The sequence below is a fragment of the Tundrisphaera lichenicola genome (assembly GCF_051175385.1).
Classification (GTDB): Bacteria; Planctomycetota; Planctomycetia; order Isosphaerales; family Isosphaeraceae; genus Tundrisphaera; species Tundrisphaera lichenicola.
In genome coordinates this window covers 3,016,986-3,042,769 of record NZ_CP195106.1, presented here as the reverse complement: position 1 = coordinate 3,042,769, position 25,784 = coordinate 3,016,986, and the positions used below count along the sequence as shown (strand labels likewise).

Sequence of the window (25,784 nt, the reverse complement as noted above, 5' to 3'; positions counted from 1 at the left end):
CGGGCTGGATCTCCCCCGTAGGTTACTTTGATGCGGTTGCCGGGCTTGGTACAGTAGACATCCCGTGCGGGCAGTCCTGCTCCTCGAAACCTGACCTTCCACGCGAGCCGCCCATCATGCGACGAGCTTTGCCCATCGCCCTGACGCTCTGCGTCGGCCTGGCCTCGGGTTCTTCCGGCCAGGAGCCGAGGCAGCCGAAAGTGGCGCCTGGCCCGAACGAGCCCGACTGGGTGGTCGTGCTGTCCAAGGGGTTCGGGCTCTCGATGTTCGGCGACCTCTTGAACCCGGTCAAGGATTCGCCCCTGGCGACCCCCGGCCTGTTCCGCAAGGCGGGCCCGGGGCCGGTGACGTATACCCCGATCATCGCGCTGGGGCTGGAGACCGTGAACCGAGGCGGGTGGTACAAGCCCGGTTCGGACGCGGCCCATCTCGAGAAGGCGGAGCTTTGGTCGTACCAGTTCAAGCATACGACGGGGGACTTCCGCGACGGGAAATTCAGCCCGCCCCCGATGAAAGAAGGCTCGAAGACGAGCTTCGACCCCGGCGACGCCCCGTTCGGGCTCTGGGTGTCCAACGACGGGCTCGAACAGAGCGATGCCTACACCCAGCCGAAGGTCGTGGCCGCCCTCAACAAGCGGCTGGCCGGGCAACCGTACAAGGCCATGATCTACCCCTTCAAGGATCGAGACACCGGCAAGGTCGTCCCTCACAGCTACCTGATCGGCTGGGAATATTCGACCAACGATGACTTCCAGGATGTCGTCTGCCGGGTCGACAACGTCCAGCTAGTGATCGAGCCCTGAGCGATGCGTCAACTCGCCCGACATTACGCGACCGCCCGGTGGGTCGAGGTTGCCATCGAAGGGGATCGGATCACCTCGGTGGCCCCGGCAGAGGGCCCCGATGATCTTCGCGATTCCGATGACTGGCTCGCCCCGGCGTTCTGGGATATCCAGACCAACGGCCGGTGGGGATTCTCGTACTCCGATCCCACGCTGACCGTCGAGCAAGTGGCGGCGGTCGTCCGCGCCCAGCGCGGCCTGGGGACGGCCCGGCTCTGCCCGACCCTGATCACCGCCCCCCGCCTCGACATGCTCCACGGGGTCCGGACGATTGCCGAGGCCTGCCGGAAGTTCCCCGACGTGGACGCGATGGTCGATGGGCTCCACCTCGAAGGCCCGAGCATCTCCGCCGTCGACGGTTATCGGGGAGCCCACCCGATCGGTGCGGTCAGGGGCCCGGACTGGGCCGAGTTCGAGGAGCTTCGCGAGGCCTCGGGAGGCCGGATCTCGATCATCACCCTCGCGCCCGAGCGTCCGGGGGCGATCGAATTCATCCGGAAGGTGTCGGCCCTCGGGGTGGTCGTGGCGCTGGGGCACACCTCGGCCGACACCTCGACGATCCGCCGGGCCGTCGAGGCCGGTGCCACCCTCTCGACCCACCTGGGGAACGGGATCGCCTCGAACCTCGCCCGCCACCCCAACCCGATCTGGGACCAGGCCGCGACCGACGAGCTTTCCGCCTCGCTCATCGCCGACGGTCATCACCTGGGGCCGGAGATCCTGAAAGTCCTCGTCCGGGCCAAGACGCCCGAGCGGGTGATCCTCGTCAGCGACGCCAGCCCCCTGGCGGGGCTCCCGCCCGGCCGATACGGCGAGTGGGAGGTCGACCCCTCGGGCAAGATCGTCGTCGCCGGGACGCCCTACCTGGCGGGTTCGAACCGGGGGATCGACGTCGGTGTCAATGTGCTGATGCGAGATGTCGGCCTGAGCCTGAAGCAGGCGATCGACGCCGCGACCCGCCATCCCGCCCGACTCCTGGGGCGGCCCGAGCCCAGGATCGAAGCCGGACAACCAGCCAACCTGATCCGCTTCGGGGTCTGCTCGGGAGAGGATGACCCGGGGTTCGAGTTGCGGGCCACCTGCGTCGACGGGGCCTGGTCCGGCCCGGAGGTCGCGGATTCCTCCGCCGCGCTCGATGAAATCATGGCCTTGCGACCGAAGGCGATTGGGGGCTGAGTGGCGGAATCGGCAAGTCTTTCTTCCCCCATGAGAGGGCGGATCTTCATCCTCTCGGCGGTCCTCCTGTGGAGCCTGGGCGGGGTCCTGGCCAAGGAGATCCACCTGGAGGGCGTCTCGCTCGCGTTCTGGCGGAGCCTGATCGCCGGCCTTGTTTTATTGCCCTGCGTGCCGATCCGACGATGGGTGTTCCGGCCGGTCATGATCCCGCTCGGCCTTAGCTTCGCGGCCACGATGGGGTTTTATCTCGCCTCGGTGAAGGCGACCACGGCCGCCAACGCGATCTTCCTCCAGTGCACCGCGACGGTCTGGACGATCCCGATTTCCCTCGCCATCCTCCGGGAACGGCCCGACCGTCGGGCCTGGCCGGGCGTCGTCCTGGCGATGGTGGGGATCGCCCTGATCGTTCTGCAAGGGAGGGACGGACGGCCCGGCGAAGGGCGGGGGATCGCCCTGGGCCTGGCCAGCGGGGTGGGATACGCGGCAATCGTGGTGGGGCTCCGGGGTCTCCGCGACCTCGACCCGATCTGGCTCTCGGCGTTCAACAACCTGGCCTGCGGCCTGATCCTGGGAGCCTGGCTGCTGGCGAGCTCCCGGTCGATCGCGGTGCCCGAGCCTCACGCCTGGCCGGCCCTGGTGGCCTTCGGCGTGCTCCAGATGGCAATCCCTTATGCGTTGTTCGCGAGAGGGGTGCGGGATATCAAGGCCCCTGAAGCGGCATTGATCTCGCTCCTGGAACCGGTCCTCAACCCGATCTGGGTTTATCTGAGGCATGGCGAGCGGCCCGCCGATGCCACGATGATCGGCGGCCTGCTCTTGATGGCGGGGGTGGCCGTCCGCTATTTGCCCTGGCCGACCCGGAAGATCACCGAGGTTACTTGAACTCGCGGGGCTGGCCGGTCGATTCCAGGACCGACATCCAGAGGTCGCCGTAGGGGTCGACGCGATTTCGCTCGCGGATCGCTGTGGCGATCGGGATGTGGACGAACCGGCCATGCCACCGGCCGACGACCATCTCGGTCCGCCCGCTCATCGCGGCGTGGACCGCGTTGTGGGCCAGCCGGAGGCAGTAGACGCTGTCGTACGGATTGGCCGGGACGCTCCGGATCGCGTAGCTGGGGTCGATGTACTTGAGATTCAGCTCGACGCCGATCCGCTCGAAGTGGTCGGTGATCCCCTGCTTGAGGAACAGCCCGATGTCCCCCAGGCGGGCGTTCCCCGAGGCGTCGGTCCCCTGATTGGCCTGTTTCATGAGGTCTTGCCCGGCCCCCTCGGCGACCACCACCACCGCGTGCCCTCGCCGCTCGATCCGGTCGCGGAGCCGGTTCAGCAGGCCGTTCTCTCCTTCGAGCCGGAAGGGGACCTCGGGGATCAGCACGAAGTTGGCATCGCACTTGGCCAGCGAGGCGTAGCAGGCGATGAACCCGGAGTGTCGACCCATCAGCTTGACCAGCCCCACGCCGTTGGGGGACGCCTGGGCCTCGATGTGGCCCGAGCGGATCGACTCGGAACCGGCCGAGAAGGCGGTCTGGAAACCGAAGCTCTGATCGATGAACATGATATCATTGTCGATCGTCTTGGGGATGCCGACGACCGCGATCTTCGAGCCTCGAGCGGCGATCTCCTGGGTGAGGGTCAAGGCACCTCGGAGCGACCCGTCACCACCGATCACGAAGAGGAGGTTGATCCCCATGCGTTCCAGGCAGTCGACCATCTCGACCGGGTCCTGCCGACCGCGCGAGGTTCCCAGGATCGTCCCGCCGTGCTCGCTGATCCCGCTGACGAACTCGGGGGTCAGGTCGAGCGTGGCCCGCCCATATTTGGCGATGAACCCCTGGAATCCGTTGCAGAAGCCGAAGACCTTCTGGACCTTGTAGTGGTAGGTCAACTCCAGGACCAGGGCCCGGATCACGTCGTTGAGGCCCGGGCAGAGGCCGCCGCAGGTGACGATCCCCGCCCGGGTCTTGGACGGGTCGAAGTAGATCTGCCGGCGTGCCCCGGCCGGTTCGAAGGCCGGTAGCTCCTCGACCGGGACCCCGCGCGAGGCCAGGATCGACGCGGTGTCGTCGAAGAGGACGCGGTCAGTTTCCTCGACGTTGTGGTAGCTCGGCTTGCGGTCGGTCACCAGCGACCCCAGCGGAGAACTGATCCGGCAAGGGCCGAGCGTCGAGATGACGAGGTCTTTGGCTGAGAGCATGGGAGGGCATCCCGTCGAAAGGTCGGTGGCTGAGGGAGCACGTTCCTCGATCAGCGTCCGACGGGGTCTCGCGACGGGAGAGAGCGGGAACCCCGGCGGTCGGGGGCTGTGGGAAGCCCCGGGCGAGGCACCATTGTACCCGAACCGGAACGGTTGCAGAGTCACTTTCCCGGGCGCAAGAAATGGCCCGGGGATTTCGCCCCGGGCCACGAATGCAACGATGCTAATTCGGACGGGTGATCGGCTTAGGACCACCGATTCGATAACTTCCCGATACGCCTTCGGCATCGTATAACCGTAGCCAGGACGATCACGACCTCGCAACGGACGCCCAGCCATGACGTACAGCCCCGAGATCGAGCATTCGATGCGGATGTTCCACGACTCGCTCTCGGAGAAGGACCGCAGGCGATATGCGGCCATCGAGGCCGCCAAGCTCGGCCATGGGGGCACCGAATATATCGCCACGCTTCTGGGCTGCGATCCCAAGACGATCCGCCAGGGCCAACAGGACCTGGATCGACTCCCTGACGGGCTCGGCGATCGGGTTCGTAAAAAAGGGGCGGCCCGAAGCCGTGCATAGGCTCCATCCCGCTCCTGGAGGAGAACTTCCTCCGGGTGCTCCGGGATCGCACGGCCGGTGACCCGATGCGGCAGGGGGTCCGCTGGACCGACCTGAACTATGAGCAGATCGCCGGCCACCTGGCCGAGGCGGGCACCCCAGTCAGCGTGCCGGTGGTCAAGCAACTGCTCAAGAAGCACGGCTACGTCACCCGCAAGGCCCAGAAGGCCAGGGCGATGGGCGGGCATCCCGACCGCAACCAGCAGTTCGAGAACATCGCCCGGCTGAAGGGGGAGTATCTCGGGACCGACAACCCGATCGTGAGCATCGACACCAAGAAGAAGGAGTTGATCGGCAATTTCTACCGGGCCGGGCACCTCCTGACCCAAGGGGTCATTGGGACGTTCGACCATGACTTCCCCAGCTTCGCCGAGGGTGTGGTCATCCCCCACGGGCTGTACGACGTGAAGGAGAACGACGGCCATGTGAACCTGGGGACCAGCCACGACACGGGCGAGTTCGCCTGCGACAGCATCGAGCGGTGGTGGGAGGGCCAGGGCCGAGCCCGCTATCCCCGTGCGACCTCGATCTTGCTGCTGTGCGACGGCGGCGGCAGCAACAGTGCGAGCCAGTACCTGTTCAAGGAGGACCTCCAGGGTCTGGTCGATCGGCTCGGCATCGAGATCCGTGTGGCGCACTACCCGCCGTACTGCTCGAAATACAACCCGATCGAGCATCGGCTGTTCCCGCACCTGACCCGAGCCTGCCAGGGCGTGATCTTCGAGAGCGTGGGTTTGGTGAAGGAGTTGATGGAGAAGGCGAGCACGAGCACGGGGCTGCGGGTGACGGTGGACATCCTGGAGAAGGTGTACCAGACGGGGCGGAAGTATGCGGCAGGGTTCAAGGAGGACATGAAGATCGTGTTCGACGAGATCCTGCCGAAGTGGAACTACAGGGCGGTCCCGAGCGAATCATGACTTCGGGAAGTTATCGAATCGGCGATCCTTAATAAGAATCGGCGCTGATGACCTCGCCCGCGTTCATGGAATGCAGGGCCGACCAGGTCGCGTTGGCGATGGTGTCCTTGGTGAACCTCACCGAGCCGTCGCCCATCAGCATGTTGATCCCGCCGGGGTGGTGGCTCCGGGCCGCCGCGAAGGCCCTGCGGTCGCCCGTTCCCCCGGTGCAGGGGAGGCCCTGGACCGGCTCGTTCACGCAGAAGATGATCTGGTTCAACTGGTCCCCCTGCACGCCCGACCCGTAGATGTCCTGGGGCTTGTTGGGGGTGAACCGGCTCATGTAGTGGCTCCCGCCGGGCACGCTCTGCCAGATCGTCCCTCGGATGTCGTTCATCGCCCCCTGGAGGACCTCGGCCATGAAGACCGTGTTGCTCAGGCCATCGGTGATCGTGGCGAACGAGATGTTCCCATTGTGGCCGAAGGGGGAGGGGAGGTAGCGGATCGTCGCGCCGTTGACCGTGATGTCCGACTGGTCCCACTGGGTGTTCCCCCAGTTGGCCGTGTAGTTTCCCTTGGATGCGATCGGCTTGCTGAGGGCCCCGCCGGCGTAGGCGGTCGTGATCTGGAACGAGACCGATCGATCGCTCGGGCACTGGAAGACGGCCATCTTGGTCCCCGTGACCGTCGCGTTGGCGAAGAAGCCCAGGGGCAGGGGGGCCAGCGGCCCGCCCACGCCCAGCTGATAGTTGAAGGCATTGGCCAGGTTCTGCTGCTCGAACTGGGGGAGCATCAGGATGAACCAGCTCGTGTCCTGGCACTGGAAGAAGTTATAGCCGCAGCCGAACTGCCCGGCCTTCCAGATCCGACCCGGAGGCAGGCCGTTCTGGATGTCGTGGTAGTTGTGGATCGCCAGGCCGAGCTGCTTCATGTTGTTGACGCACTGGGCGCGTCGGGCGGCCTCGCGAGCGGCCTGGACCGCCGGCAGCAGCAAGGCGATCAGGACCGCGATGATCGCGATCACGACCAGCAATTCGATCAGCGTGAATCCGCCGCGACGTCGGGACATGATCCGGAACTCCTGGAGAGGGAGGGCTCGGGGCGAATGATGAGGAATATCGGTTTTGGATTTTATTGAATATGTGTTCGAAATTGATGCGTGTGGCAGTCTTCCCCCGCCCCCGAGGGGGAGCGGGCAGGGGAAGACGCGTCGGGCGGATCGCGATCGCTCAGCGAGCCGGCTTCTCGCCGGTCTGATCGATCTGGGTCGTCAGGTGGTAGGGGATCTTCTCGATCTCGAATTCGAGGTCGGCGAAGAACGCGACGTTGCCTTGCTCGGGCCGGGCGACCTCGGCCGTCAGGGCCGGGCCAACCTTCAGAACCGAGGGCTCCCACTTCGACTCGCGGAAGTCCCGCGTCTCGGAGCGGGCCGTCCAGATCCGGGCCGACTTCGGTCGGGGCGAGGAGTCGAGCGTGAGCGTCAAGGGGCCATCCTCGGCCCCGCCGAACTTCCAGTCCAGCGAAGGCATCGGGCGATCGGTGGCGACGTGGCGGAAGAAGGCCCCGATGCCGTTGAGGGCGTAGTCGCGATGCTGGTCCAGTCCGTGGCCCGCGTCGGGCAGGTAGACCACGCTCTTGGAGCCCTTCAGCTCGTCCCAGTACAGGTCCATCGCGTCGAGGGTCCAGTAGCGGTCATTGGTCCCGTTGATCAGGAGCTTGGGCATCGTCAGCCGTTCGCGATAGAAGAACGGGTCGACCATCTCCCAGAGCTTCTTGCCGTCGGCGTCGTCGGTCCGGTTCATCAGGCCGCGATTGGTGTAGTCGTCGATCTGCTCGCTATACTTGCCCCAGACCTTGAGCTGGTTGGCGTTCTGGGCCTTCAGGTTGAGCATGACGATGACCATCGGCGCGATCCCGGCGACCCGCTTGTCGACCGCCCCGGTCAGCCAGGTGGTCCACCCGCGCTTCGAGGCCCCGGTCACCACGAACCGCTTCGCCGCCGGCTTCTCATTCTCCTTCGACCAGGCCTCGACCGCGTCCATCGCCCGGACCGCGCTCTTGACCATCGGGAAGAGCAGGGGCCAGTTCTCGTCCTTCGTCTCCAGGTATCGGACGAACGTCTCGGCGATCAGGGTGTCCTCGGTCTTGTCGCCCAGGAGCGGCTGGTTGGGCACCTGCGGGAGCACGGCGACCCGGGCCCCGCAGAGCCGGGCCAGCCCGAAGCCCATCTCGTGATCCTTGGCGCTCGCCCGGCTGGTGGTGCTCCCGCCGGTGATGAATAGCAGGATCTCGTCGGGGTGCTCGACCTGAGCGGGCTCGTAGATCCGGAGGTTGTGATTCCAGGGGATCCCCTGCCAGACCTGCGAGGTCAGGTCCAAACTATAGACCGTGCCAACCTCGCTGACCTCCTTGCCCGTCTCCTTCCAGGCGAATTCGGGATCGGGCTTCTTGACGTATTCGTCCAGGCCCGCCCGAGCCCCGGAGACCCCCATCGAAATCATCGCGAACGCGAACACCGAAGCCCGCCCGAGCCACTTTCGCATCGATATCCTCTCCCGATTCACCGTCGCCTCGCCGCGACCCGACGAACACAATGCATCACGCTTGCGAGTCTATCCGGCATCGGCGGGATCGCTGCATCAAATCTTTGTGAAATATCTGTGAGGAGTTCGAGGATCCCAGGCCGACTCGATTCCCATTCGATCGATACGAGTGGATCGGGCCCTTGTCGCGGTCGGGCGAGCGATTCCGCCCCTGGCATCGCGAAGGTGCCGCCCGGCGAGATGGTCGAACCGTGTCTGGGACGGGTCTCGATGGAGGTCGATGCCCTATCCATTTCAACGAAACCTGGTCGATGGCTCGCGAACTCGCGGGAGTTCGACCCAGAGTTCCACACGCCTCTTCGGTTCGGACAGTCGCGCCTTGATCACATCCGAGAGTGCCGAAGTATAGGCTTTGGCTCCTCGTCCATTCAGGTGGACCAGATCGATGAAGTTCGAATGCTCGTAAGCGGCGTGCCGGCCATCGATCACGGATAATGAAGGATGGTCAGCGAGCAAGCTCCGAACGAATTTCACGAAAGCCTCTTCGTGGCCGTTCTTCTCGTTGGCAACCTGATAGTCGGGGTGGGTCGGGGGCAGCAATAAGAAGACAGGAATTCCCCGCGAGGCGGCCAACCCGAGGAATTTGTCGAGGAAGATGAGGTTGATTCGATGGGCCGCCCACTTGGCCGGCTTCAGGGCACCCAGGTCGAAGAACTCCGGGGCATGAGGCTCCGAGGGGACGAGATAGGCACCTCGATTCGACTCCCAATTCGTTCGATCGCGATCATAATCGGTTCGGAGTGGGGCGGCCTGGCCTCGGAGGGCCAGGAGGACCTGGGTTCGGATTTCCTGGCGGGCACGGACCGACCGTAAGATCAGGGAAAGGCCGAACTTGGAGAAGAAGCTGAGGTCGTCGGCGTGCCAGGCCAACTCCGCCCCTTCGGCCAGCGTTGCCAGCTCGGGCCAGAGGCGATCGAGTTCGAGGCCGCAGGGATCCCTCTCCAACAGCTCGCAATCGACGATCAGGGCCCTGGGCCGGGCTCCCGCGGCCAAGGCCCTTCTGAGCAGGAAGAAATTGGTGGCCGGAAGTCCCTGGAATTGCGCCAGATTGCTCGCCCGGAGGCCTAGCCTCCGTTCGAGTACGGTCGGGACGAGCCCGAACTTTACCAGGCTATCACCGAAGCAGAGGATGTCCGCCCGGGCGAGGAATTTGCTCGAAGCCTCACTGCTCCAAGACCACGAGGAAGCCGAATTTGATGTGAAATTCGCGAGGTGGCCCGAGATCAACCACTCGGTCGAGCACACGAGGATGATCGCACCCATCAGTCCGACCGGCCGACCGGCGCGCCTCCTTGAGCGGGAAACATCGATTTTCGAGGCAGCGTTGCCGTGAAACATCCTTGGATCACCAAGCCGCATCGCCCAGCTCCGGTTTCACTCGCCCTTATAGAAAGCGAGGTTTCGTGAATTTCATCGAAATAAATGTTTCTGTTGGATGTTTGTCGTAATGAAGTATATGTTGTGTCGGTTGAAATCGGATCGTGGTTCGGAGAATCCTCCGAGGAATCCGCGATTGGGCGAGCGATGGGCTTTCGTCGGTGCAGGATGGGGCGATGCTCCCTATTGCACGGGATGGGTCGAAAGGTCGACCATCGGAATCGAGCAGTCCTTCGACCAAGGACGGGCCGGCGAATCGCCAAACTTGCCCGAGAATGATGTCGAGATGGCCAGTCCCCGGCGCGATCCAGCCGGGAGGATCGACGCGCGGCACCACCCCGCCGAGTGCCCCGCAAATGCGACCGGGACGGGGCCACTCGAGGCGGGCACCGGGTTGAAAGAGGAGCAATGCCCCCGAGGCCGGGCCTCGGGCGGTTCCTTTGGCACAATCTCTGGACTCGACGATCACACCGCTTTTTGAGCCAAGCCGCGATCCGGTTGATGCTCTCCAGGACCCCGGTCAGGGTCGCGTCTCGGCGGGGGATCATGGAGCATCGTCATCCCGCATCGAAGATGTTGTCGAGGTCTCTCGCCCCGTGCATCACGCGAATGATCTCGATCCCGTCTTCGGTCGGGCGGTAGTAGACGAGGTGGTTCTCGAATCCCTCGATGCTTCTGACGCGGAGGTTGGCCAGGCGTGGGTGGCTCGATGGCCAACGCTCGCCGACGCCTGGGGCCTGGGCGATCGCCTCGAAGGTGGTTGCCGCCGCGTCGTAGAATCGCAGGGCTGTTTCAAGACTCGCCTCGCGAGCGAGGTAGGCGGCCAGGTGATCAAGGTCGGTATCGGCGGTCGGCGAGACCCGATACCTCAGGGTCATGATTGCGGTCCGTTCGCCCTGGCCAGCCGCTCGGTCAGTTTCCGCTTCTTCTCGTCCCAGAATTCCTTGGTGACGAGGATCGGCTGTCCGGAATCGAGACCTTCAAGTAGGAGGGCGTCGATCCGTTCCTCGGTCATCCTCCTCTGATCGGAACGAATCAGCTCGCGCACATACTCGCTCGCGCTGCTGTATCCGCCCTCCTCGACGCGAGACTGGACGAATTGCTTCATCGACTCGGGCAGCGCGATATTCATGGTTTCCATGGCTGATTCTCCTCTCAGCCGAACCTAATTGGGTTGGCAATTCTTGTCAATGGGTGGCCAATGGCGTGGGATCCCGAATGTCGGGATGGAATGAGAAATCACCCCGTGTTCTTGAGCCCCGCCGCGATCCCGTTGATGCTCTCCAGGACGCCGGTCAGGGTCTCGTCGCGGGGGCCTTCCCCGGCCCTCAATCGCTTCAGGAGGACGAGCTGGATGAAGCTGAGGGGGTCGACGTAGGGGTTCCGGCCGTCGATGGATCGGCGGAGGATCGGGACGTGTTCGAGGATCTCGGATTGCTCGGTGATCCGGCAGATGACGCTGACGGCCCGGGCGTGGCCGGTGGCGATCCTCCGGAAGATCCGATCGGCGAGCGCCGGGTCGTCCACGAGGTCGGCGTAGAGCCTGGCGATGGTCATGTCGGCCTTGGCCAGGATCATCTGGGTGTTGTCGATCAAGGTCTTCCAGAAGGGCCAGTTCTTGTACATGTCCTGGAGTGTGGAGAGTTGGTCGGGGAATTTCTGGAGGTAGTCGTCGACCGCGCCTCCGATCCCGAACCAGCCGGGGAGGGTGTGGCGGCACTGCATCCAGGAGAAGACCCAGGGGATGGCGCGTAGGTCCTCGATGGCGGTCGATTTGGTCCGCTTCGAGGGGCGCGAGCCGATCTTGAGCTGGACGATCTCCTCGATCGGCGTGGCCTGTCGGAAGTAGTCGAGGAACTCGGGGGTCTCGTAGACCAGCCCCCGATAGTGGCGACGAGCGGCCTCGGCCAGGTGGTCCAGGATCGGGAACCAGGCCGGGTCGGGCTGCCCGTCGGGGCCGGGGAAGCTGGTCCGGAGGACGGCGTCGAGGACCTGGTCGAGGTGTCGCTCGGCGATCCCGGGATGTCCGTAGCGGTCGGCGATCACCTCGCCTTGCTCGGTCATCCGGAGCCGGCCGTTGACGGTATCCCTCGGCTGGGCCAGGATCGCGCGGTTGGCGGGGCCGCCCCCTCGGCCGATCGCCCCTCCTCGACCGTGGAACATCTGCATGGTGATCCCGGCCCGGTGGCCGGTCTCGACCAGGTCGGACTGCGCCCGGTAGAGCGCCCAGGCCGACTGGAGCGACCCGCTCTCCTTGCTGCTGTCGGAGTAGCCGATCATCACTTCCTGGATGTTCCCCCGGAGTTCCAGGTGCTTGCGATAGATCGGGAGCGCCAGCAGTCGCTCCATGATCGGAGAGGCGGTTTGCAGGGGCTCCAGGGCCTCGAACAGCGGGACGATATCGAGCCGGCTCACCCCTTCGGCGGGGCGGAATAGCCGGGCCTCTCGGGAGAACAGGAGGACTTCCAGGAGGTGGGCCGGCTCGGTGGTCGAGCTGATGATGTAGGTGGTGATGGCCTCGGGACACTGGCGTTCCAGCAGGGCCGAGACGGTCCGGAAAGTCCGGACGACCTCGGCGGTCTCGGGCTCGTAGTCCAGGTGGGCCGGGATCAGGGGCCGGGCCACCTCCAGCTCGCGGGCCAGCAGGTCGAACTGCTCGTCGGGGGATAGCCCGGCGTAGTCGGGGCAGACGCCCGCTTTCCGGAAGATCTCGTCGAGGGCCTCGGCGTGCCTCCGGCTGTGCTGGCGGAGGTCGAGGGTCAGCAGGTGGACGCCGAAGACCTGGACCAGCCGGATCAGGTCGCGGACGGCCCCGGTGGCCGCGGCATGCGCCCCGGCCTTCTCCAGATTCTCGGCGATCATTTTCAGGTCATCGAGCAACTCGCGACGGCCGAGGTAGACGCCCGGGGTCGGCTCGGGCTCCTCGTCGGACCAGGCGGGTTCGGTGGACTGGACGTGCTGGAGGGTCTTCCGGAGCTTGGCGGCGATCAGCAGGCACTTGGCCCGATAAGGTTCGCGATCCATCGGGTCGGCTGTGCCGGGGAAGAGTGCGGCGTCCTTCGCCAGCGAGGCGCGGAACGCTTCGCCGGGCTCGGCGAACCGGCTGGAGTGGCTGAGCTTCCGCCAGAGGTCGTCGACCCGTTCGAGGTAATGTCGGATCAGGCTTTCTTGCTGGAGCTCGATGGCCTCGGCGGTGGCGTGGGACGTGACGCCGGGGTGGCCGTCGCGGTCGCCGCCGATCCAGGAGCCGAACCGGAGGAACGCGGGGACGTCCCACTCGCGGTCGGGGTAGACCCGGCCGAGCCCGGCTTCGAGGTTCCGGTAGACCCGCGGGACCACTTCGAGGAGGCTCCCCTCGACCAGCCCGAGCCCCTGGCGGACCTCGTCCTGGACCGAGGGCCGATCCTCGCGGATCATGTCGGAGAGCCAGAGCGTCTCGACCTCCTCGACGATCTCGGCCACGGCCCGCTCGTGCTCCAGCGGGACGAGCTGGCCGAACTCCATCCGGTCGAGCTGGTCGGCGATCGCCGAGAGCTTGCCCAGGATCGTCCGGCGCCGGGCCTCGCTGGGATGCGCGGTGAAGACCGGGCAGATCAGGGCCCGGTCCAGGTGCTCGGCCACCTGATCGGCGTCGATCCCCCGGTCGCGGAGCTGCCGGAGCGCCGACTCGGGGCTCTCGACCAGCGGCTCGGTCCCGTTCCGCCGGAGGTGGGCCCGGAGCGCCCTGACTCTGGCCTGCTGCTCGGCCAGGTTGATCAGGTCGAAGTAGATGCTGAAGGCGCGGATGAGGGTCCGCAACTCGCCCAGGTCGAGCTGCCCGAGCCGGTCGCGGAGCTTCCGGGCCTCCTCCACCGACGAGTCGGCCCGTAGCGCCTTGGCCGAGGTCCGGATCTCCTCGACGAGGTTGAAGGCCTCCTCGCCCGCGAGTCGTCGGATCGCCTCCCCGAGCAGGCCCCCGAGCAGTCGGATATCGGCGCTGAGCGCCTCCTGGGCCTCGGTCTGCATGGCGGCTCCGGAGCAAGGTAGGGCGGCCCGGGATCGATCCCCGGCCCGCGTGGGCGGTCGACTCCCCAAGAGTTTATCAGCATCTCACGGCGATTGAAGGGGGAGCGCGTCCGATCGGCGACTGGCCGGGGCGACATTTCGCCGGTACGATCGAGGCTTAGGTTGAGGAATGGGCCCTTTTGACTCCCTCTCCCCCCGGGAGAGGGTTGGGGTGAGGGTCCCTCATCCGACCCTCGATGTTCGCCATCCTGAAGAATCCACCGGTCGGTCGGGGACCCTCACCCCCGGCCCCTCTCCCGGGGGGAGAGGGGAGGCAGACCGGGCCGGATGGAGTGGAACAGCGGATTGAGGAGCGACTTGACGATGTCCCCGCCCGTGCTCGACCCGATCGCCCTGATCCGCCCTCGCCGGGTGATCGAAGGGGCCTCCGCGATCCTCCTCCCGTTCGACGAAGGCGGCGAGGTCGACTGGCCCGCCTTCGCCGGTCATGTCGCGAGGACCGCCGAGGCGGGCCTGACCCCCGCCGTGAACATGGACACCGGCTATCGAAATCTGATCGGCGACGAGCTGGCGGTCGAGGTGCTCCGGCGGACTCGCGAGATTCTCGGGGGCAAGTCCTACATGGCCGGGGCGTTCGTCGCGGACGAGCCGGGGGCCTCGTGGGATCGCAAGGGTTATCTCCGGCAGGTCGAGGAGATCGCCCGCCATGGCGGGACGCCGGTCATCTTCCAGTCGCACGGCCTGACCTCGATGGGGGATGACGAGATCGTCGGGGCCTACGCCGAGATCGGTCGACACTCCGACCGCTTCGTGGCCTTCGAGCTGGGCACGGCGTTCGCCCCATTCGGGCGGATCTACTCGATCGAGGTCTATCGAGGCTTGATGGGCGTGAAGTCGTGCATCGGGGCCAAGCATTCGTCGCTCCACCGGGAGCCGGAGTGGCACCGCCTGATCGAACGCGACCGGCTCCGGCCCGACTTCCGCGTCTACACCGGCAACGACCTGGCGATTGATATGGTCATGTACGGGAGCGACTACCTCCTGGGCCTGAGCACCTTCGCCCCCGACCTGTTCGCTCGCCGGGACGCGATGTGGGTGTCCGGCGACCCCGGATTTTATGAACTCAACGACATGCTCCAGTATCTGGGGTTCCTGACCTTCCGGCCGCCCGTCCCGGCCTACAAGCATTCGGCCGCGATGTTCCTGAAGCTCCGAGGGTGGATCGGGACCGACCGGACCCACCCGCAAAGCCCGACAAGGCCTGCCTCCGATCTCGAAATCCTGCGCGACATCGCCCGGCGACTGGGCGTCCTCCCGGAGTCCTGAACGATGGCGGCTCGACGGATGGCATCGATCAAGACCGTGGGCGACCTCCGCGAGCACGCGGCCTCGCTCGGCGTCTCGATCCCGGTCGACGACGCGGTGGAAACCGGCCCCGAGGCCCCGCTCGCCCGGCCTTGCGAATCACGCTCCGGCCCGATCGGCAACCGGTTCGCGATCTTGCCGATGGAAGGCTGGGACGGCACCCCCGACGGTCGACCGACCGAACTGACCCGTCGTCGATGGCGGAACTTCGGCAAGAGCGGGGCCAAGCTGATCTGGGGGGGCGAGGCCGTGGCCGTCCGCCACGATGGCCGGGCCAACCCCAACCAGCTCCGGATCGACGAGGCCAACATCGGCAACTTCATCGGGCTCCGCGATGAACTCCTGCAAGCCCACCGCGAGTCGTTCGGGGCGACCGATGACCTCCTGATCGGCCTGCAACTGACCCACTCGGGGCGGTTCGCCCGCCCGTTCGACAAGAAGAAGGCCGAGCCCCGGATCGCCTATCGACACCCCGTGCTCGACCCCGTGGTCGGCGTCGAGGACGACCGACCGATCCTCACCGATGACGAGATCGCGCGACTCGTTGACGACTTCGTCGCCGCCGCCCGCCTGGCGAATCACGCCGGGTTCTCCTTCGTTGATATCAAGCACTGTCACGGCTATCTCGGCCACGAGTTCCTCTCGGCGATCGACCGGCCCGGCCACTACGGCGGGAGCCTGGAGAACAGGACGAGGTTCCTCCGAGAGGTGGTGGAAGGCATCCGGGCCGAGGTCCCCGGGCTCGCGGTCGGGGTCCGGGTGAGCATCCTCGACCTCGTCCCGTTCCGCCCCGGCCCCGACGGGACGGGCGAGCCCGCCTCGACCGGCCCCTATCGCTTCGCCTTCGGGGGGGACGGGACCGGCCTGGGCGTGAACCTGGCCGAGCCGTCCGACTTCCTCACGATCCTGGAAAACCTGGGGATCGAGCTGGTCTGCACCACGGCGGGCAGCCCCTACTACAACCCCCACGTGATCCGGCCCGCCACCTTCCCCCCCTCCGACGGCTACCTGCCGCCCGAAGACCCCCTGATCGGCGTCGCCCGGCAGATCGACGCGACGGCGAAGTTGAAGGCGTTGCATCCCAATCTGCTGTTCGTGGGATCGGGGTATACCTACTTGCAGGAGTGGTTGCCCAACGTCGGGCAGAAGGTCGTCCGCGACGGGGGGGCCGACTTCATCGGCCTGGGCCGGATGGTCCTCTCCTATCCCGAGCTTCCCGCCGACGTCCTGGCTGGCCGGAACCCCGCCCGCAAGCGAGTCTGCCGGACCTTCAGCGACTGCACCACCGCCCCCCGGAACGGGATGGTCTCGGGCTGCTACCCGCTCGACCCCTTCTACAAGGCCCGGCCCGAACGCGAGGATCTGAACCGGGTGAAGCAGGAGGCCGCCGCCCGTCTGTCCGGCCTCGAAGAGGCGGAATAGAGGGGATTCCGATCGGGCTCGTCAGGGTATGGGGCAATTCGTCCAAGGTGCGGATAATCAGGAGATAGGACTATGTCGATTCGCTTCGATGATGACCCCGATTTCAGCGAGATCATCCCGAAGCCGAGCCCGAGGCGACGCTACACGCTCGTAAAGGTTGGCCTGGTCGTCGCCGTCATCGTGTTCCTGATCTCGCTGTTCCTGCCGGCCTCTCGGACGGCAAGGCCCGCCGCGCGTCGGATGCAGTGCTCGAGCAACCTGAGGCAGATCGTGTTGGCCCTGAATAACTATGAACAGGTCTATAAAACATTGCCGCCCGCGTACACTGTTGACCCGGACGGCAGTCCGATGCATAGCTGGCGGACGCTGATTTTGCCCTACATGGACGAACAGGCGCTCTACGAGAGTATCGACTTCTCGAAGCCCTGGAACGACCCGGCGAACGCCCCCGCGCTCGCGAAGCGTCCGAGTCTATTCCGCTGCCCCAATCTTTACGACAGTCCGAACCAGACGGCCTATCTGGCGATCGTCGGACCCGGCAACTTCCTCGATCCTGGGCGCCCTCGACGACTTGAGGAGATCACCGACGGCCTCTCGACCGTGCTTGCCGTGATCGAAGTCGGCCAGGAGGCCGCCGTTCCCTGGATGGCCCCCACCGACGCCAATCTGGCCCTGGTGCTGAAGCTCGATCCGAAGGCGAATCACCTCCACTCGGGGGGCATGAATGCGGCCTTCGTCGATGGGAGCGTGAGGTTCCTGAGAGCCGACTTGCCGGCCCCAATCTGGCGAGCCCTCCTCTCGATCTCCGGGAACGATGACCCCGCGGCTATGGATTGGTGAGGCCGCGACGGGCGGAAATCGTCCATTCTCGAACCTCGAACGCCGCCAGCGGTCCCAGCCAGCAGAGCCAGGTGGCCAGCGGGTCGAACCACGGGGCGGTCACCCCCGCGACCGTCCCCAGCCCTCCGATCATCCGGAGCACGACGGCCGAACATAAGAGGAGATAACATCGCCACATCCAGCGGCGATGATCCGCGAACCGTCGACGGACCGCCGACCTCACCCCGAACAATACGCAGGTCGCGGTGGCGATCGCCAGGGAAGCCAGCCCGAACGCCGCGATGGGACCCGCCTCCGCATGGTAGGCCATCCCCAGCCCGCTGGGCGTTACCAGGAGCAGGACGCACGCGACCTGGATCCGTCCGAGCAGGCGATGCCACGCCGGAAACCGCCTCCGAAACACGTCACTGACCAGGATCAAGCCCAGGATCAGCGAGACCGGCCCGGACAGGATGTGCGTGTAGAACGCCCATCGATAAGCCCCCCGGAAATGGCCTTGCCGACCACGCAGGAAATCGGACGAAAAATCGGGCGGGAAGTAGTGGTCATAGCCGGATATGACGCTGAACGTCACCTTGAGGATCAAGGCACCTGCCGCGAGGGCCAGGATGTTCTCCAGGAGTGGGGGGCGGTGCGGGCTCATCTCGGGCGAACCATCAGTGCCCTCGCAATGGCCACACGAGGCGGTCCCCCTCGCAGCGAGCCCCACTCATGACTGGCCTGGCTGTTCCAACGTGCGAATCAATGCTACGGGATCGAGTATCGTGAGCCTCGGATATCTAGACCGGAACTCGGCATCCTTCATCAAATCGAGCATGTCATTATCCCGAGTTGCGAGATAATCGGCCGCCGAGGCGATGGCGAGATTGAGATAGGGCTCATCATTGGGATCGCGGGGCAAGGTCATCGAAGTTGGAACGACTTCGAGACAGTGGGCGGACTGCAGGACGCGAGTGCAAAACGCCTCGACGGTCGCGTCGGTGATCGTTGGATTCTTTGACCGAATTCGAGATCGGCCGAGGACGTCTCGGACCTCGTCCATGATGGTGTCGCTCACGTACAGCGCGAGTCGCCCGCCTTCGACGAACTCTACGAATAGCCGGGCCGCGGGGCCCTCCGGTCTCGCGGTTGCCTGAAGGAAGACCATGCAGTCGAAGACGACGCGTGGAGGCGTGCCCTCGATCACGGCGCTTCTTCCCTCCGGTTCCTCTCGCTTCGAGCCGCGATCAGTTCCTGCTCCAGGAGGTCGCCAACCTCGACATCCGTCAAACCGCTCCGACGCCATCCCTCCCAGATCGGGGTGAGGATCTCTTCGAACGTCCGACGTTCTCCGGGAGACGCGATAGACAAGTAAGCAACGATTATTTCATGTGCGTAGGTCGATGGTTCCTTGCCCCGCGCGTGGGCAAGTTCGATGAGCTTTCGCTCCTGCTCCGGCGTGAATGTGATCTGGATGCTCATCTCGCGTCTCGGATTGATAGACAGCGACATCTATTCTTTTACTCGATTGCTCGCGGACTCTCAAGGGTCGAATGCGGGTGGAAGATTGTGCGAGACGAAGTTCTATGATAAGGCGAGGCCGGATTTCACGATCTCTATCCTCAAAAGGGAGCAACTCCCCAAACACATACGAACCGCACCCGGAGTCCTCGCCGATGCCTCGGACCGAAGCCCAGATCGCCGCGTCTCGCGCCAACGGCCTCAAGAGCAAGGGGCCGGTGACTCCCGAAGGGAAGGCGATCTCGCGGTGCAACGCCCTGAAGCACGGGATGGCGGGGGATGGGGTCGTCGTGCCCGAGGGGGATGCCGCCGAGGTCGAGCGGCGATCGGCGGCGATGCTCGACGAGATGCGGCCGACCTCCGAGATGGGCCGGTATCTGGTCCGGCGGGTGGCCCGGATGACCGTGCGGGTCGAGCGGTGTGCCTCGCAGGAACTGGCCGCGAACTCCCATCGGGCCAATCATGCCGAGGCGGCCTTCGACGAGGCTCGGATCGCCGAGGTCGACGAGGCGATGTCCTACCTGATCCGCGAGCCGGCCACGATCTCGCGGAAGCTCCGGTCAATGCCCGAGGGGGTCGACCGGCTGATCGCCGCGCTCCTGGAGATCCGGGAAGAGTTGAACACCGGCCGATGGGACTGGACCTTCGGCGATCGGCTGGCCAACCTGACCGGCCGTCGCTGGGCCGAGGTCCCGGTGACTCGGGTCCGGGCCCTCTCCGAGGCGATCATCGGCAACTTCAAGTTCCTCCTGGCCGACGACGGCACGGGGCTCTCCGACCCGGACCGGATCGACTGGGCCAGGCGGGCGATGGCCGACCTGATCGACGCCGAGATCGAGGATTTGCTGGAGCACCGGAAGACGCTCGACCTGGGGGCGATCGATCGGGACCGGCTGGGGGCGGCGGATCGGTCGGGGTTCGATCCCTCGAAGGAGGCGATCCTGGCCCGTCGGTACGAGGCGGCGGCCGAGCGCGCGGTCTACAAGGCGCTGGAGGAATTCCGGAGGGTCGAGGCCGAGGCGGCCGCCCTGATCCCGATCCCGGAACCGATGGAAGAGGATGATTCAGAAGTCTCGGGTTCGTTCGGCGCGGGGGGTGGGTCGGGTTCGAGGCGTGGGGCCGATCGCCTGACGCATCGGGGATCTCCGATGAGGATTGCTTCGGGGGGGCTCTCGAAGCGATCGGTCGGGTTCCTTGCGTAAGTTTGTCGGTTTATGTTCCAGGATCAAGGGAGGATGTCGGGGCGATTTGTCGGTCGCTCGCGGAGAGGGTGCGCCCTGGATTCGGCTCGTGGCCGGAATCGGGGCCGGAATTTCGAATCCGCCAGGTTCGTTCCGGCGAATGCTTGAAATGTGGACCTCCGCCCGCCACTTAGGACCACCGATTCGATAACTTCCCGATACGCCTTCGGCATCGTATAACCGTAGCCAGGACGATCACGACCTCGCAACGGACGCCCAGCCATGACGTACAGCCCCGAGATCGAGCATTCGATGCGGATGTTCCACGACTCGCTCTCGGAGAAGGACCGCAGGCGATATGCGGCCATCGAGGCCGCCAAGCTCGGCCATGGGGGCACCGAATATATCGCCACGCTTCTGGGCTGCGATCCCAAGACGATCCGCCAGGGCCAACAGGACCTGGATCGACTCCCTGACGGGCTCGGCGATCGGGTTCGTAAAAAAGGGGCGGCCCGAAGCCGTGCATAGGCTCCATCCCGCTCCTGGAGGAGAACTTCCTCCGGGTGCTCCGGGATCGCACGGCCGGTGACCCGATGCGGCAGGGGGTCCGCTGGACCGACCTGAACTATGAGCAGATCGCCGGCCACCTGGCCGAGGCGGGCACCCCAGTCAGCGTGCCGGTGGTCAAGCAACTGCTCAAGAAGCACGGCTACGTCACCCGCAAGGCCCAGAAGGCCAGGGCGATGGGCGGGCATCCCGACCGCAACCAGCAGTTCGAGAACATCGCCCGGCTGAAGGGGGAGTATCTCGGGACCGACAACCCGATCGTGAGCATCGACACCAAGAAGAAGGAGTTGATCGGCAATTTCTACCGGGCCGGGCACCTCCTGACCCAAGGGGTCATTGGGACGTTCGACCATGACTTCCCCAGCTTCGCCGAGGGTGTGGTCATCCCCCACGGGCTGTACGACGTGAAGGAGAACGACGGCCATGTGAACCTGGGGACCAGCCACGACACGGGCGAGTTCGCCTGCGACAGCATCGAGCGGTGGTGGGAGGGCCAGGGCCGAGCCCGCTATCCCCGTGCGACCTCGATCTTGCTGCTGTGCGACGGCGGCGGCAGCAACAGTGCGAGCCAGTACCTGTTCAAGGAGGACCTCCAGGGTCTGGTCGATCGGCTCGGCATCGAGATCCGTGTGGCGCACTACCCGCCGTACTGCTCGAAATACAACCCGATCGAGCATCGGCTGTTCCCGCACCTGACCCGAGCCTGCCAGGGCGTGATCTTCGAGAGCGTGGGTTTGGTGAAGGAGTTGATGGAGAAGGCGAGCACGAGCACGGGGCTGCGGGTGACGGTGGACATCCTGGAGAAGGTGTACCAGACGGGGCGGAAGTATGCGGCAGGGTTCAAGGAGGACATGAAGATCGTGTTCGACGAGATCCTGCCGAAGTGGAACTACAGGGCGGTCCCGAGCGAATCATGACTTCGGGAAGTTATCGAATCGGCGATCCTTAACACCGAAGGATCGTCTCATGGGATCGAAGGCAATGCCCCGAATGATCTTGGCCCTGGGTCTACTGGTCCCGGCCTCGGCGTGGGCCGACCAGCAGGACATCCTCTCCACGGCGGCCTCGGCGGGTTCGTTCCGGACCCTGGTCTCGGCGGTCGTCCTGGCCGACCTCGATGGCGCGTTGAAGGGGAATCGACCCTTGACCGTGCTGGCCCCGACCGACGAGGCGTTCGCCAAGCTCCCGCCCGGGACCCTGGAAGCCCTGCTGAAGCCCGAAGGGCGGGGAGACCTGATCGACCTGCTCAAGTACCACGTCCTGCCCGGCCGGATCGCGGCTCATGACCTGGCGAACGAGAAGCGGCCCGCCTCGCTGAACGGGGCCAGCCCCACCATCGCGGCCAACGGCCACGGGATCGCCATCGATGGGGCGGTCGTGGTCCAGGCCGACATCGCCTGTCGGAACGGCCTGATCCACGCGATCGACCATGTCCTGATCCCGCCGAAGGCCACGATCCTCCGGCAGGCCGAGCGGGCGGGCTACAAGACGTTCCTCGCCGCGATCGAGGCGGCCGGGCTCGGCGACGCCCTCGAGGGAGACGGGCCGTTCACGGTCTTCGTCCCGTCCGAGGAGGCGTTCGAGCGGATCCACCCGAACCAGCTCAAGGCCCTCCTGGAGCCGAAGAATCGCGAGACGCTGACCTCGATCCTCAAGTATCATGTCCTGCCCCGGGCGCTCTCGGCGGCCGAGCTTTCCGAATTGGGCAAGGTGGCGACCCTCGAAGGGCCGAAGGTGAAGTTCTCGACCGAGGGCGGGCCGAAGGTCAACAAGTCGCGGGTGATCCGCGCCGACCTCAAGTGCGAAAATGGGATCATTCATGTGATTGATCGAGTGCTCACACTGCCCAAGCCGTCGAACAGGCTGCCCGAAGTCCTGGGCGCCGAGCCTCGATTCAAGATCCTCGTCGCCGCGCTCCGGGCCGCGGGGCTGGACGACGACCTGGAGGGGGATGGCCCCTTCACCGTGCTGGCCCCGACCGACGAGGCCTTCGGCAAGCTGGGCGACGACAAGGTTAGGCAACTCCTCGAAGACCCCTCCAAGCGGGAGATGCTCCGCCAGGTCCTGAGGTTCCACGTGATCTCGGGGAAGGTCTCCGCCCGGGACGCGGTGTCCTCGGGCAAGGCGACCACGACGCAAGGGTCGCCGGTCAAGGTGGGTATCGAAGGCGGCCGGCTCCGGATCGGCGACGCCTCGGCGATCGACACCGACCTCAAGGCCGACAACGGGATCTACCACGTCATCGACTCGGTCTTGATCCCGCATTGATGATCACTCATGACTATTGAAGGCGGGTATGTGCATGTGGGAGCGATCCGGCCGGGAGTGGGGAGGCCTCGACGAGTGACCGACTCCATCTTCCGACGGATCGCCGAGGGGGACCGGGCCGCCGTCCGGGAATGCATCGACCGGCATGGGGGGCTGGTCTGGTCGCTGGCCCGCCGCCTCTCCGCCCGCCCGTCCGACGCCGAGGATGCCGTGCAAGAGATCTTCATCGAACTCTGGAAGGTCGCCGATCGGTATGACCCCGACGTGGCCTCGGAGTCCACCTTCGTGGCGTTGGTGGCACGCCGGAGGCTGATCGACCGCCGGAGGAAGGGGAGACGGAGCCCCGATGCCGGCCCCTTGCCCGAAGGGCTGGCCGCCGACGATCCCGGGACCTGCCCGGTCGAGGTCGCCGACGAGGCCGCTCGAGCATCGAGGGCCCTGGGCGAGCTTGGCGAGGAGCAGAGGCGGGTCCTGGTCCTCTCGATCCAGCAAGGGCTGAGCTACGACCAGATCGCCCGGTCGATCGGGCAGCCGCTGGGCACGGTCAAGACCCACGCCCGTCGCGGCCTGATCCGGCTCCGGGCCTTGCTCGGTGCCCCCCAGCAGGTCCCGGTCCGGGGGGAGGACTCATGAGCCATCCCCCCGAGTTCCCCGAGGATCGCCTCCTCGACCTGCTGGCCGACCAGGCTCTCGACGGCCTCTCCGACGCCGAGATGGTCGAGCTGGATCGGCTCCTGGAGGACGCTCCGCAGGTCTCGCCCGACGAGCTGGCGATCGTCGCCGCGAGCCTGGCGGTCTCCTTCGATGCCGATCCGACCGAGCCGCTCCCCTCGACCCTCCGGGCCAGGATCGAGGCCGACTTCGATCGCAGGCTCGAAGGTCCGAGGCCGATCCGTCGACGGTCGCGATTCTCCAAATTCGTGGCCACCTCGGGCTGGATCGCCGCGGCGGCCTCGTGGCTGGTCACGACGGTGGCCCTCTGGCCCGCCGGGCCCCCACCGCCCTCGCGGCCCGATCGTCCCATCGACGGCGGGGAGTCGACCACCTTCGGACTGAAGGCGACCGATCATCCGCTGGCCGCCGGGGCGAGCGGGGAGATGGTCTGGAGCCAGGATGCCCAGCAAGGCTACCTGAAGCTGGTCGGCCTGGCGGCGGTCGACCCCTCGCGAGGGGCCTATCAGCTCTGGATCTTCGACGATCGGAGAGATCCCCGCTACCCGATCGACGGCGGCGCGTTCACCATCGGCGACGGAAAGGCCCCGACGGTCGTGCCCGTCCGGCCCCTCTTGCACGTCGGCCGGCCCAGCCTGTTCGCCATCACCCTGGAACCTCCCGGGGGCGTGGTCGTCTCCGACCGGCGCCGGATCCTGCTGGCGGGCGAGGTCTCGCCCGATCCTTCGGGACGTTGATCCGGCCTGCGGGGGCTGTTCCTCCAGGCTCCCAACCCTTGACGTGACCTGTTCAGGAAGGTCTGATGAAGCTCATCGTCCCCGCCCAAAGACCGACCTACCTCGATCCAGGAGTCACGCCGCCATGCCCGCGATCGACCGTCGACGGTTCCTCCAGCATTCGGCCGCCCTGACGGCCGGCCTGTCCGCCTTCGAAGCCGCCGCGACCCGAGCCCGGGCCGAGGAAACGCCCGCCGAGCCCAGGGCGGCCGAGGCGAAGAAGGTCGGCCCGAACGACCAGCTTCGGGTGGCGATCATCGGCGTCCGCGGGCGCGGGATGGAGCACGTCGCGGGCTACCTCAAGCTCAAGGACGCCCGGATCACCACGATCTGCGACGCCGACCGGAACGTGATCGGCCCGGCGACCAAGGCGATCGAGACCTTCCAGGGCTCGGCGCCCAAGTACGTCCAGGATCTCCGGAAGGTCTTCGACGACCCCGAGGTCGACGTCGTCTCGATCGCCACGCCCAACCACTGGCACTCGCTGGCCACGATCTGGGCCTGCCAGGCGGGCAAGGACGTCTATGTCGAGAAGCCGGTCAGCCACAACATCTTCGAAGGTCGGAAGATGGTCGAGGCCGCCCGGAAGTACAACAAGGTGGTCCAGACCGGGACCCAGTGCCGGAGCCACCAGGGGATCCAGGACGCCATCGAGTTCCTGCAATCCGGCAAGCTCGGCAAGCTCTACATGGCCAAGGGGCTCTGCTACAAGCCCCGAGGCTCGATCGGCCACAAGCCCGTCGGCCCAGTGCCCGAAGGGCTCGACTACGACCTCTGGACTGGCCCGGCCGAGCTGACCCCGTTCAACCCCAACAAGCTCCACTACAACTGGCACTGGGTCTGGAACACCGGCAATGGCGACCTGGGCAACCAGGGGATCCACCAGATGGACCTGGCCCGCTGGGGCCTGGGCAAGCGCGAGTTCCCCAAGACCGTCATGTCGTCGGGCGGCCGATACGGCTACGAGGACGACGGCGAGACCCCGAACACCCTGACCACCGCCTTCGAGTTCGATGACGCCCTCCTCCAGTTCGAGGTCCGAGGGCTGGCCACCAACGACGAGATGGGCGTGAGGATCGGCGACCTCTTCTACGGGTCCGAGGGAGTCCTGGCCATCACCAGCTACACCGACTGGCAGACCTTCATGGGTCCCAAGTACCAGAAGGGCCCAGGCGGCAAGGGCGGCGGCGACCACTTCAACAACTTCCTCCAGGCCGTCCGGACCCGCGATGTCCGGTCGCTCAACGCCGACATCGAGGAAGGCCACCTCTCCAGCGCTTACTGCCACCTGGGGAACATCGCCTACAAGCTAGGCCGGAAGCTCCACATCAACCCCTCGACCGAGTCGTTCGTCGACGACGCCCAGGCCGACGCCCTGCTGACCCGCAATTACCGCAAGGGATTCGAGGTGCCCGCGGTGGTCTGATCGTCATCCAGCCCGGAAGTACATCGACAAGCCCCCACTTCTCGGCGGA

25 protein-coding genes are annotated in these 25,784 nt (G+C 65.9%); 15 read left to right on the top strand and 10 right to left on the bottom strand.

Features of this window, described 5'->3' with window-relative positions; all coding sequences use genetic code 11:
• The first annotated feature begins 116 nt into the window (after nt 1-116).
• From P12x_RS12040 to P12x_RS12030, 3 genes are read left to right on the top strand one after another with little or no spacing between them, the layout of a single operon-like run.
• The gene (locus P12x_RS12040) at nt 117-803 is read left to right on the top strand and encodes a hypothetical protein (protein ID WP_435011110.1); all 687 of its coding nucleotides are present in this window, start codon (nt 117-119) and stop codon (nt 801-803) included.
• A 3-nt stretch (nt 804-806) separates the two neighbouring features.
• Nucleotides 807-2,018, top strand: coding sequence for an N-acetylglucosamine-6-phosphate deacetylase (locus P12x_RS12035; protein WP_435011109.1), 1,212 nt, complete (start codon nt 807-809; stop codon nt 2,016-2,018).
• A gap of 30 nt (nt 2,019-2,048) precedes the next feature.
• Complete coding sequence (locus tag P12x_RS12030) at nt 2,049-2,900, top strand: DMT family transporter (RefSeq protein WP_435011108.1); 852 nt, start codon at nt 2,049-2,051, stop codon at nt 2,898-2,900.
• On the opposite strand, the gene P12x_RS12025 is transcribed toward P12x_RS12030, so the two are convergent.
• The gene (locus P12x_RS12025) at nt 2,893-4,215 is read right to left on the bottom strand and encodes an ATP-dependent 6-phosphofructokinase (protein WP_435011107.1); all 1,323 of its coding nucleotides are present in this window, start codon (nt 4,213-4,215) and stop codon (nt 2,893-2,895) included. The genes P12x_RS12030 and P12x_RS12025 overlap by 8 nt on opposite strands.
• 337 nt (nt 4,216-4,552) lie before the next feature.
• Between P12x_RS12025 and P12x_RS12020 the strand changes: the two genes are divergently transcribed.
• On the top strand, nt 4,553-4,798 hold the full coding sequence (locus P12x_RS12020; RefSeq protein ID WP_435006007.1) for a hypothetical protein: 246 nt from the start codon (nt 4,553-4,555) through the stop codon (nt 4,796-4,798).
• Nucleotides 4,795-5,754 (top strand): ISAzo13 family transposase, encoded by a 960-nt coding sequence (locus P12x_RS12015; RefSeq protein WP_435011652.1) that lies wholly within the window; start codon nt 4,795-4,797, stop codon nt 5,752-5,754. The genes P12x_RS12020 and P12x_RS12015 overlap by 4 nt, the downstream gene beginning before the upstream one ends.
• Nucleotides 5,755-5,782: 28 nt before the next feature.
• On the opposite strand, the gene P12x_RS12010 is transcribed toward P12x_RS12015, so the two are convergent.
• The 6 genes from P12x_RS12010 to ppc form a co-directional block, all read right to left on the bottom strand.
• Nucleotides 5,783-6,802 (bottom strand): DUF1559 domain-containing protein, encoded by a 1,020-nt coding sequence (locus P12x_RS12010; RefSeq protein WP_435011106.1) that lies wholly within the window; start codon nt 6,800-6,802, stop codon nt 5,783-5,785.
• 160 nt (nt 6,803-6,962) lie between these two features.
• A complete protein-coding gene (locus tag P12x_RS12005) occupies nt 6,963-8,276 on the bottom strand; it encodes a PhoPQ-activated pathogenicity-related family protein (RefSeq protein ID WP_435011105.1) in 1,314 nt (437 codons plus the stop codon).
• Nucleotides 8,277-8,570: 294 nt separating this feature from the next.
• Complete coding sequence (locus tag P12x_RS12000; protein ID WP_435011104.1) at nt 8,571-9,599, bottom strand: hypothetical protein; 1,029 nt, start codon at nt 9,597-9,599, stop codon at nt 8,571-8,573.
• A 671-nt stretch (nt 9,600-10,270) separates the two neighbouring features.
• Nucleotides 10,271-10,591: a type II toxin-antitoxin system RelE/ParE family toxin gene (locus P12x_RS11995; protein WP_435011103.1), complete on the bottom strand. Its 321-nt coding sequence runs from the start codon at nt 10,589-10,591 to the stop codon at nt 10,271-10,273.
• A complete protein-coding gene (locus P12x_RS11990) occupies nt 10,588-10,854 on the bottom strand; it encodes a type II toxin-antitoxin system ParD family antitoxin (protein ID WP_435011102.1) in 267 nt (88 codons plus the stop codon). The genes P12x_RS11995 and P12x_RS11990 overlap by 4 nt, the downstream gene beginning before the upstream one ends.
• Nucleotides 10,855-10,952: 98 nt before the next feature.
• Nucleotides 10,953-13,718, bottom strand: coding sequence for a phosphoenolpyruvate carboxylase (ppc, locus tag P12x_RS11985; protein WP_435011101.1), 2,766 nt, complete (start codon nt 13,716-13,718; stop codon nt 10,953-10,955).
• A gap of 363 nt (nt 13,719-14,081) precedes the next feature.
• Between ppc and P12x_RS11980 the strand changes: the two genes are divergently transcribed.
• The 3 genes from P12x_RS11980 (at nt 14,082) to P12x_RS11970 (ending at nt 17,345) form a co-directional block, all read left to right on the top strand.
• A complete protein-coding gene (locus P12x_RS11980) occupies nt 14,082-15,044 on the top strand; it encodes a dihydrodipicolinate synthase family protein (protein ID WP_435011100.1) in 963 nt (320 codons plus the stop codon).
• A gap of 3 nt (nt 15,045-15,047) precedes the next feature.
• Nucleotides 15,048-16,505: an NADH:flavin oxidoreductase gene (locus P12x_RS11975; protein ID WP_435011099.1), complete on the top strand. Its 1,458-nt coding sequence runs from the start codon at nt 15,048-15,050 to the stop codon at nt 16,503-16,505.
• 72 nt (nt 16,506-16,577) lie between these two features.
• Nucleotides 16,578-17,345 carry a DUF1559 domain-containing protein gene (locus P12x_RS11970; protein ID WP_435011098.1) on the top strand — a complete coding sequence of 256 codons (768 nt, stop codon included), beginning with the start codon at nt 16,578-16,580 and terminating at the stop codon, nt 17,343-17,345.
• Here P12x_RS11970 and P12x_RS11965 read toward each other — a convergent pair.
• The 3 genes from P12x_RS11965 to P12x_RS11955 form a co-directional block, all read right to left on the bottom strand.
• A complete protein-coding gene (locus tag P12x_RS11965; protein WP_435011097.1) occupies nt 17,332-17,988 on the bottom strand; it encodes a DUF2306 domain-containing protein in 657 nt (218 codons plus the stop codon). The two genes, P12x_RS11970 and P12x_RS11965, sit on opposite strands and share 14 nt — an antisense overlap.
• Nucleotides 17,989-18,054: 66 nt before the next feature.
• The gene (locus tag P12x_RS11960; RefSeq protein WP_435011096.1) at nt 18,055-18,531 is read right to left on the bottom strand and encodes a putative toxin-antitoxin system toxin component, PIN family; all 477 of its coding nucleotides are present in this window, start codon (nt 18,529-18,531) and stop codon (nt 18,055-18,057) included.
• Nucleotides 18,528-18,806: a hypothetical protein gene (locus P12x_RS11955; RefSeq protein WP_435011095.1), complete on the bottom strand. Its 279-nt coding sequence runs from the start codon at nt 18,804-18,806 to the stop codon at nt 18,528-18,530. The genes P12x_RS11960 and P12x_RS11955 overlap by 4 nt, the downstream gene beginning before the upstream one ends.
• Before the next feature lie 194 nt (nt 18,807-19,000).
• Here P12x_RS11955 and P12x_RS11950 point away from each other — a divergent pair, with 194 nt between their 5' ends.
• The 7 genes from P12x_RS11950 (at nt 19,001) to P12x_RS11920 (ending at nt 25,735) form a co-directional block, all read left to right on the top strand.
• A complete protein-coding gene (locus P12x_RS11950) occupies nt 19,001-20,047 on the top strand; it encodes a hypothetical protein (protein WP_435011094.1) in 1,047 nt (348 codons plus the stop codon).
• 261 nt (nt 20,048-20,308) lie between these two features.
• Entirely contained in the window at nt 20,309-20,554 is a 246-nt protein-coding gene (locus P12x_RS11945; RefSeq protein ID WP_435006007.1) for a hypothetical protein, read from the top strand.
• The gene (locus tag P12x_RS11940) at nt 20,551-21,510 is read left to right on the top strand and encodes an ISAzo13 family transposase (RefSeq protein WP_435011652.1); all 960 of its coding nucleotides are present in this window, start codon (nt 20,551-20,553) and stop codon (nt 21,508-21,510) included. The genes P12x_RS11945 and P12x_RS11940 overlap by 4 nt, the downstream gene beginning before the upstream one ends.
• Nucleotides 21,511-21,574: 64 nt before the next feature.
• Nucleotides 21,575-22,861, top strand: coding sequence for a fasciclin domain-containing protein (locus P12x_RS11935; RefSeq protein ID WP_435011093.1), 1,287 nt, complete (start codon nt 21,575-21,577; stop codon nt 22,859-22,861).
• 75 nt (nt 22,862-22,936) lie between these two features.
• A complete protein-coding gene (locus P12x_RS11930; RefSeq protein WP_435011092.1) occupies nt 22,937-23,494 on the top strand; it encodes a sigma-70 family RNA polymerase sigma factor in 558 nt (185 codons plus the stop codon).
• Nucleotides 23,491-24,270 (top strand): anti-sigma factor domain-containing protein, encoded by a 780-nt coding sequence (locus P12x_RS11925; protein ID WP_435011091.1) that lies wholly within the window; start codon nt 23,491-23,493, stop codon nt 24,268-24,270. The genes P12x_RS11930 and P12x_RS11925 overlap by 4 nt, the downstream gene beginning before the upstream one ends.
• A gap of 124 nt (nt 24,271-24,394) precedes the next feature.
• Complete coding sequence (locus P12x_RS11920) at nt 24,395-25,735, top strand: Gfo/Idh/MocA family protein (protein WP_435011090.1); 1,341 nt, start codon at nt 24,395-24,397, stop codon at nt 25,733-25,735.
• Nucleotides 25,736-25,784 lie beyond the last annotated feature (49 nt).

What these genes read in the sequence shown, in the direction of transcription:
- P12x_RS12040 (WP_435011110.1), top strand. Translation starts at nt 117, where the DNA reads ATGCGACGAGCTTTGCCCATCGCCCTGACGCTCTGCGTCGGCCTGGCC.
- P12x_RS12035 (WP_435011109.1), top strand. Translation starts at nt 807, where the DNA reads ATGCGTCAACTCGCCCGACATTACGCGACCGCCCGGTGGGTCGAGGTT.
- P12x_RS12030 (WP_435011108.1), top strand. Translation starts at nt 2,049, where the DNA reads ATGAGAGGGCGGATCTTCATCCTCTCGGCGGTCCTCCTGTGGAGCCTG.
- P12x_RS12025 (WP_435011107.1), bottom strand. Translation starts at nt 4,215, where the DNA reads ATGCTCTCAGCCAAAGACCTCGTCATCTCGACGCTCGGCCCTTGCCGG.
- P12x_RS12020 (WP_435006007.1), top strand. Translation starts at nt 4,553, where the DNA reads ATGACGTACAGCCCCGAGATCGAGCATTCGATGCGGATGTTCCACGAC.
- P12x_RS12010 (WP_435011106.1), bottom strand. Translation starts at nt 6,802, where the DNA reads ATGTCCCGACGTCGCGGCGGATTCACGCTGATCGAATTGCTGGTCGTG.
- P12x_RS12005 (WP_435011105.1), bottom strand. Translation starts at nt 8,276, where the DNA reads ATGCGAAAGTGGCTCGGGCGGGCTTCGGTGTTCGCGTTCGCGATGATT.
- P12x_RS12000 (WP_435011104.1), bottom strand. Translation starts at nt 9,599, where the DNA reads ATGGGTGCGATCATCCTCGTGTGCTCGACCGAGTGGTTGATCTCGGGC.
- P12x_RS11995 (WP_435011103.1), bottom strand. Translation starts at nt 10,591, where the DNA reads ATGACCCTGAGGTATCGGGTCTCGCCGACCGCCGATACCGACCTTGAT.
- P12x_RS11990 (WP_435011102.1), bottom strand. Translation starts at nt 10,854, where the DNA reads ATGGAAACCATGAATATCGCGCTGCCCGAGTCGATGAAGCAATTCGTC.
- ppc (WP_435011101.1), bottom strand. Translation starts at nt 13,718, where the DNA reads ATGCAGACCGAGGCCCAGGAGGCGCTCAGCGCCGATATCCGACTGCTC.
- P12x_RS11980 (WP_435011100.1), top strand. Translation starts at nt 14,082, where the DNA reads ATGTCCCCGCCCGTGCTCGACCCGATCGCCCTGATCCGCCCTCGCCGG.
- P12x_RS11975 (WP_435011099.1), top strand. Translation starts at nt 15,048, where the DNA reads ATGGCGGCTCGACGGATGGCATCGATCAAGACCGTGGGCGACCTCCGC.
- P12x_RS11970 (WP_435011098.1), top strand. Translation starts at nt 16,578, where the DNA reads ATGTCGATTCGCTTCGATGATGACCCCGATTTCAGCGAGATCATCCCG.
- P12x_RS11965 (WP_435011097.1), bottom strand. Translation starts at nt 17,988, where the DNA reads ATGAGCCCGCACCGCCCCCCACTCCTGGAGAACATCCTGGCCCTCGCG.
- P12x_RS11955 (WP_435011095.1), bottom strand. Translation starts at nt 18,806, where the DNA reads ATGAGCATCCAGATCACATTCACGCCGGAGCAGGAGCGAAAGCTCATC.
- P12x_RS11950 (WP_435011094.1), top strand. Translation starts at nt 19,001, where the DNA reads ATGCCTCGGACCGAAGCCCAGATCGCCGCGTCTCGCGCCAACGGCCTC.
- P12x_RS11945 (WP_435006007.1), top strand. Translation starts at nt 20,309, where the DNA reads ATGACGTACAGCCCCGAGATCGAGCATTCGATGCGGATGTTCCACGAC.
- P12x_RS11935 (WP_435011093.1), top strand. Translation starts at nt 21,575, where the DNA reads ATGCCCCGAATGATCTTGGCCCTGGGTCTACTGGTCCCGGCCTCGGCG.
- P12x_RS11925 (WP_435011091.1), top strand. Translation starts at nt 23,491, where the DNA reads ATGAGCCATCCCCCCGAGTTCCCCGAGGATCGCCTCCTCGACCTGCTG.
- P12x_RS11920 (WP_435011090.1), top strand. Translation starts at nt 24,395, where the DNA reads ATGCCCGCGATCGACCGTCGACGGTTCCTCCAGCATTCGGCCGCCCTG.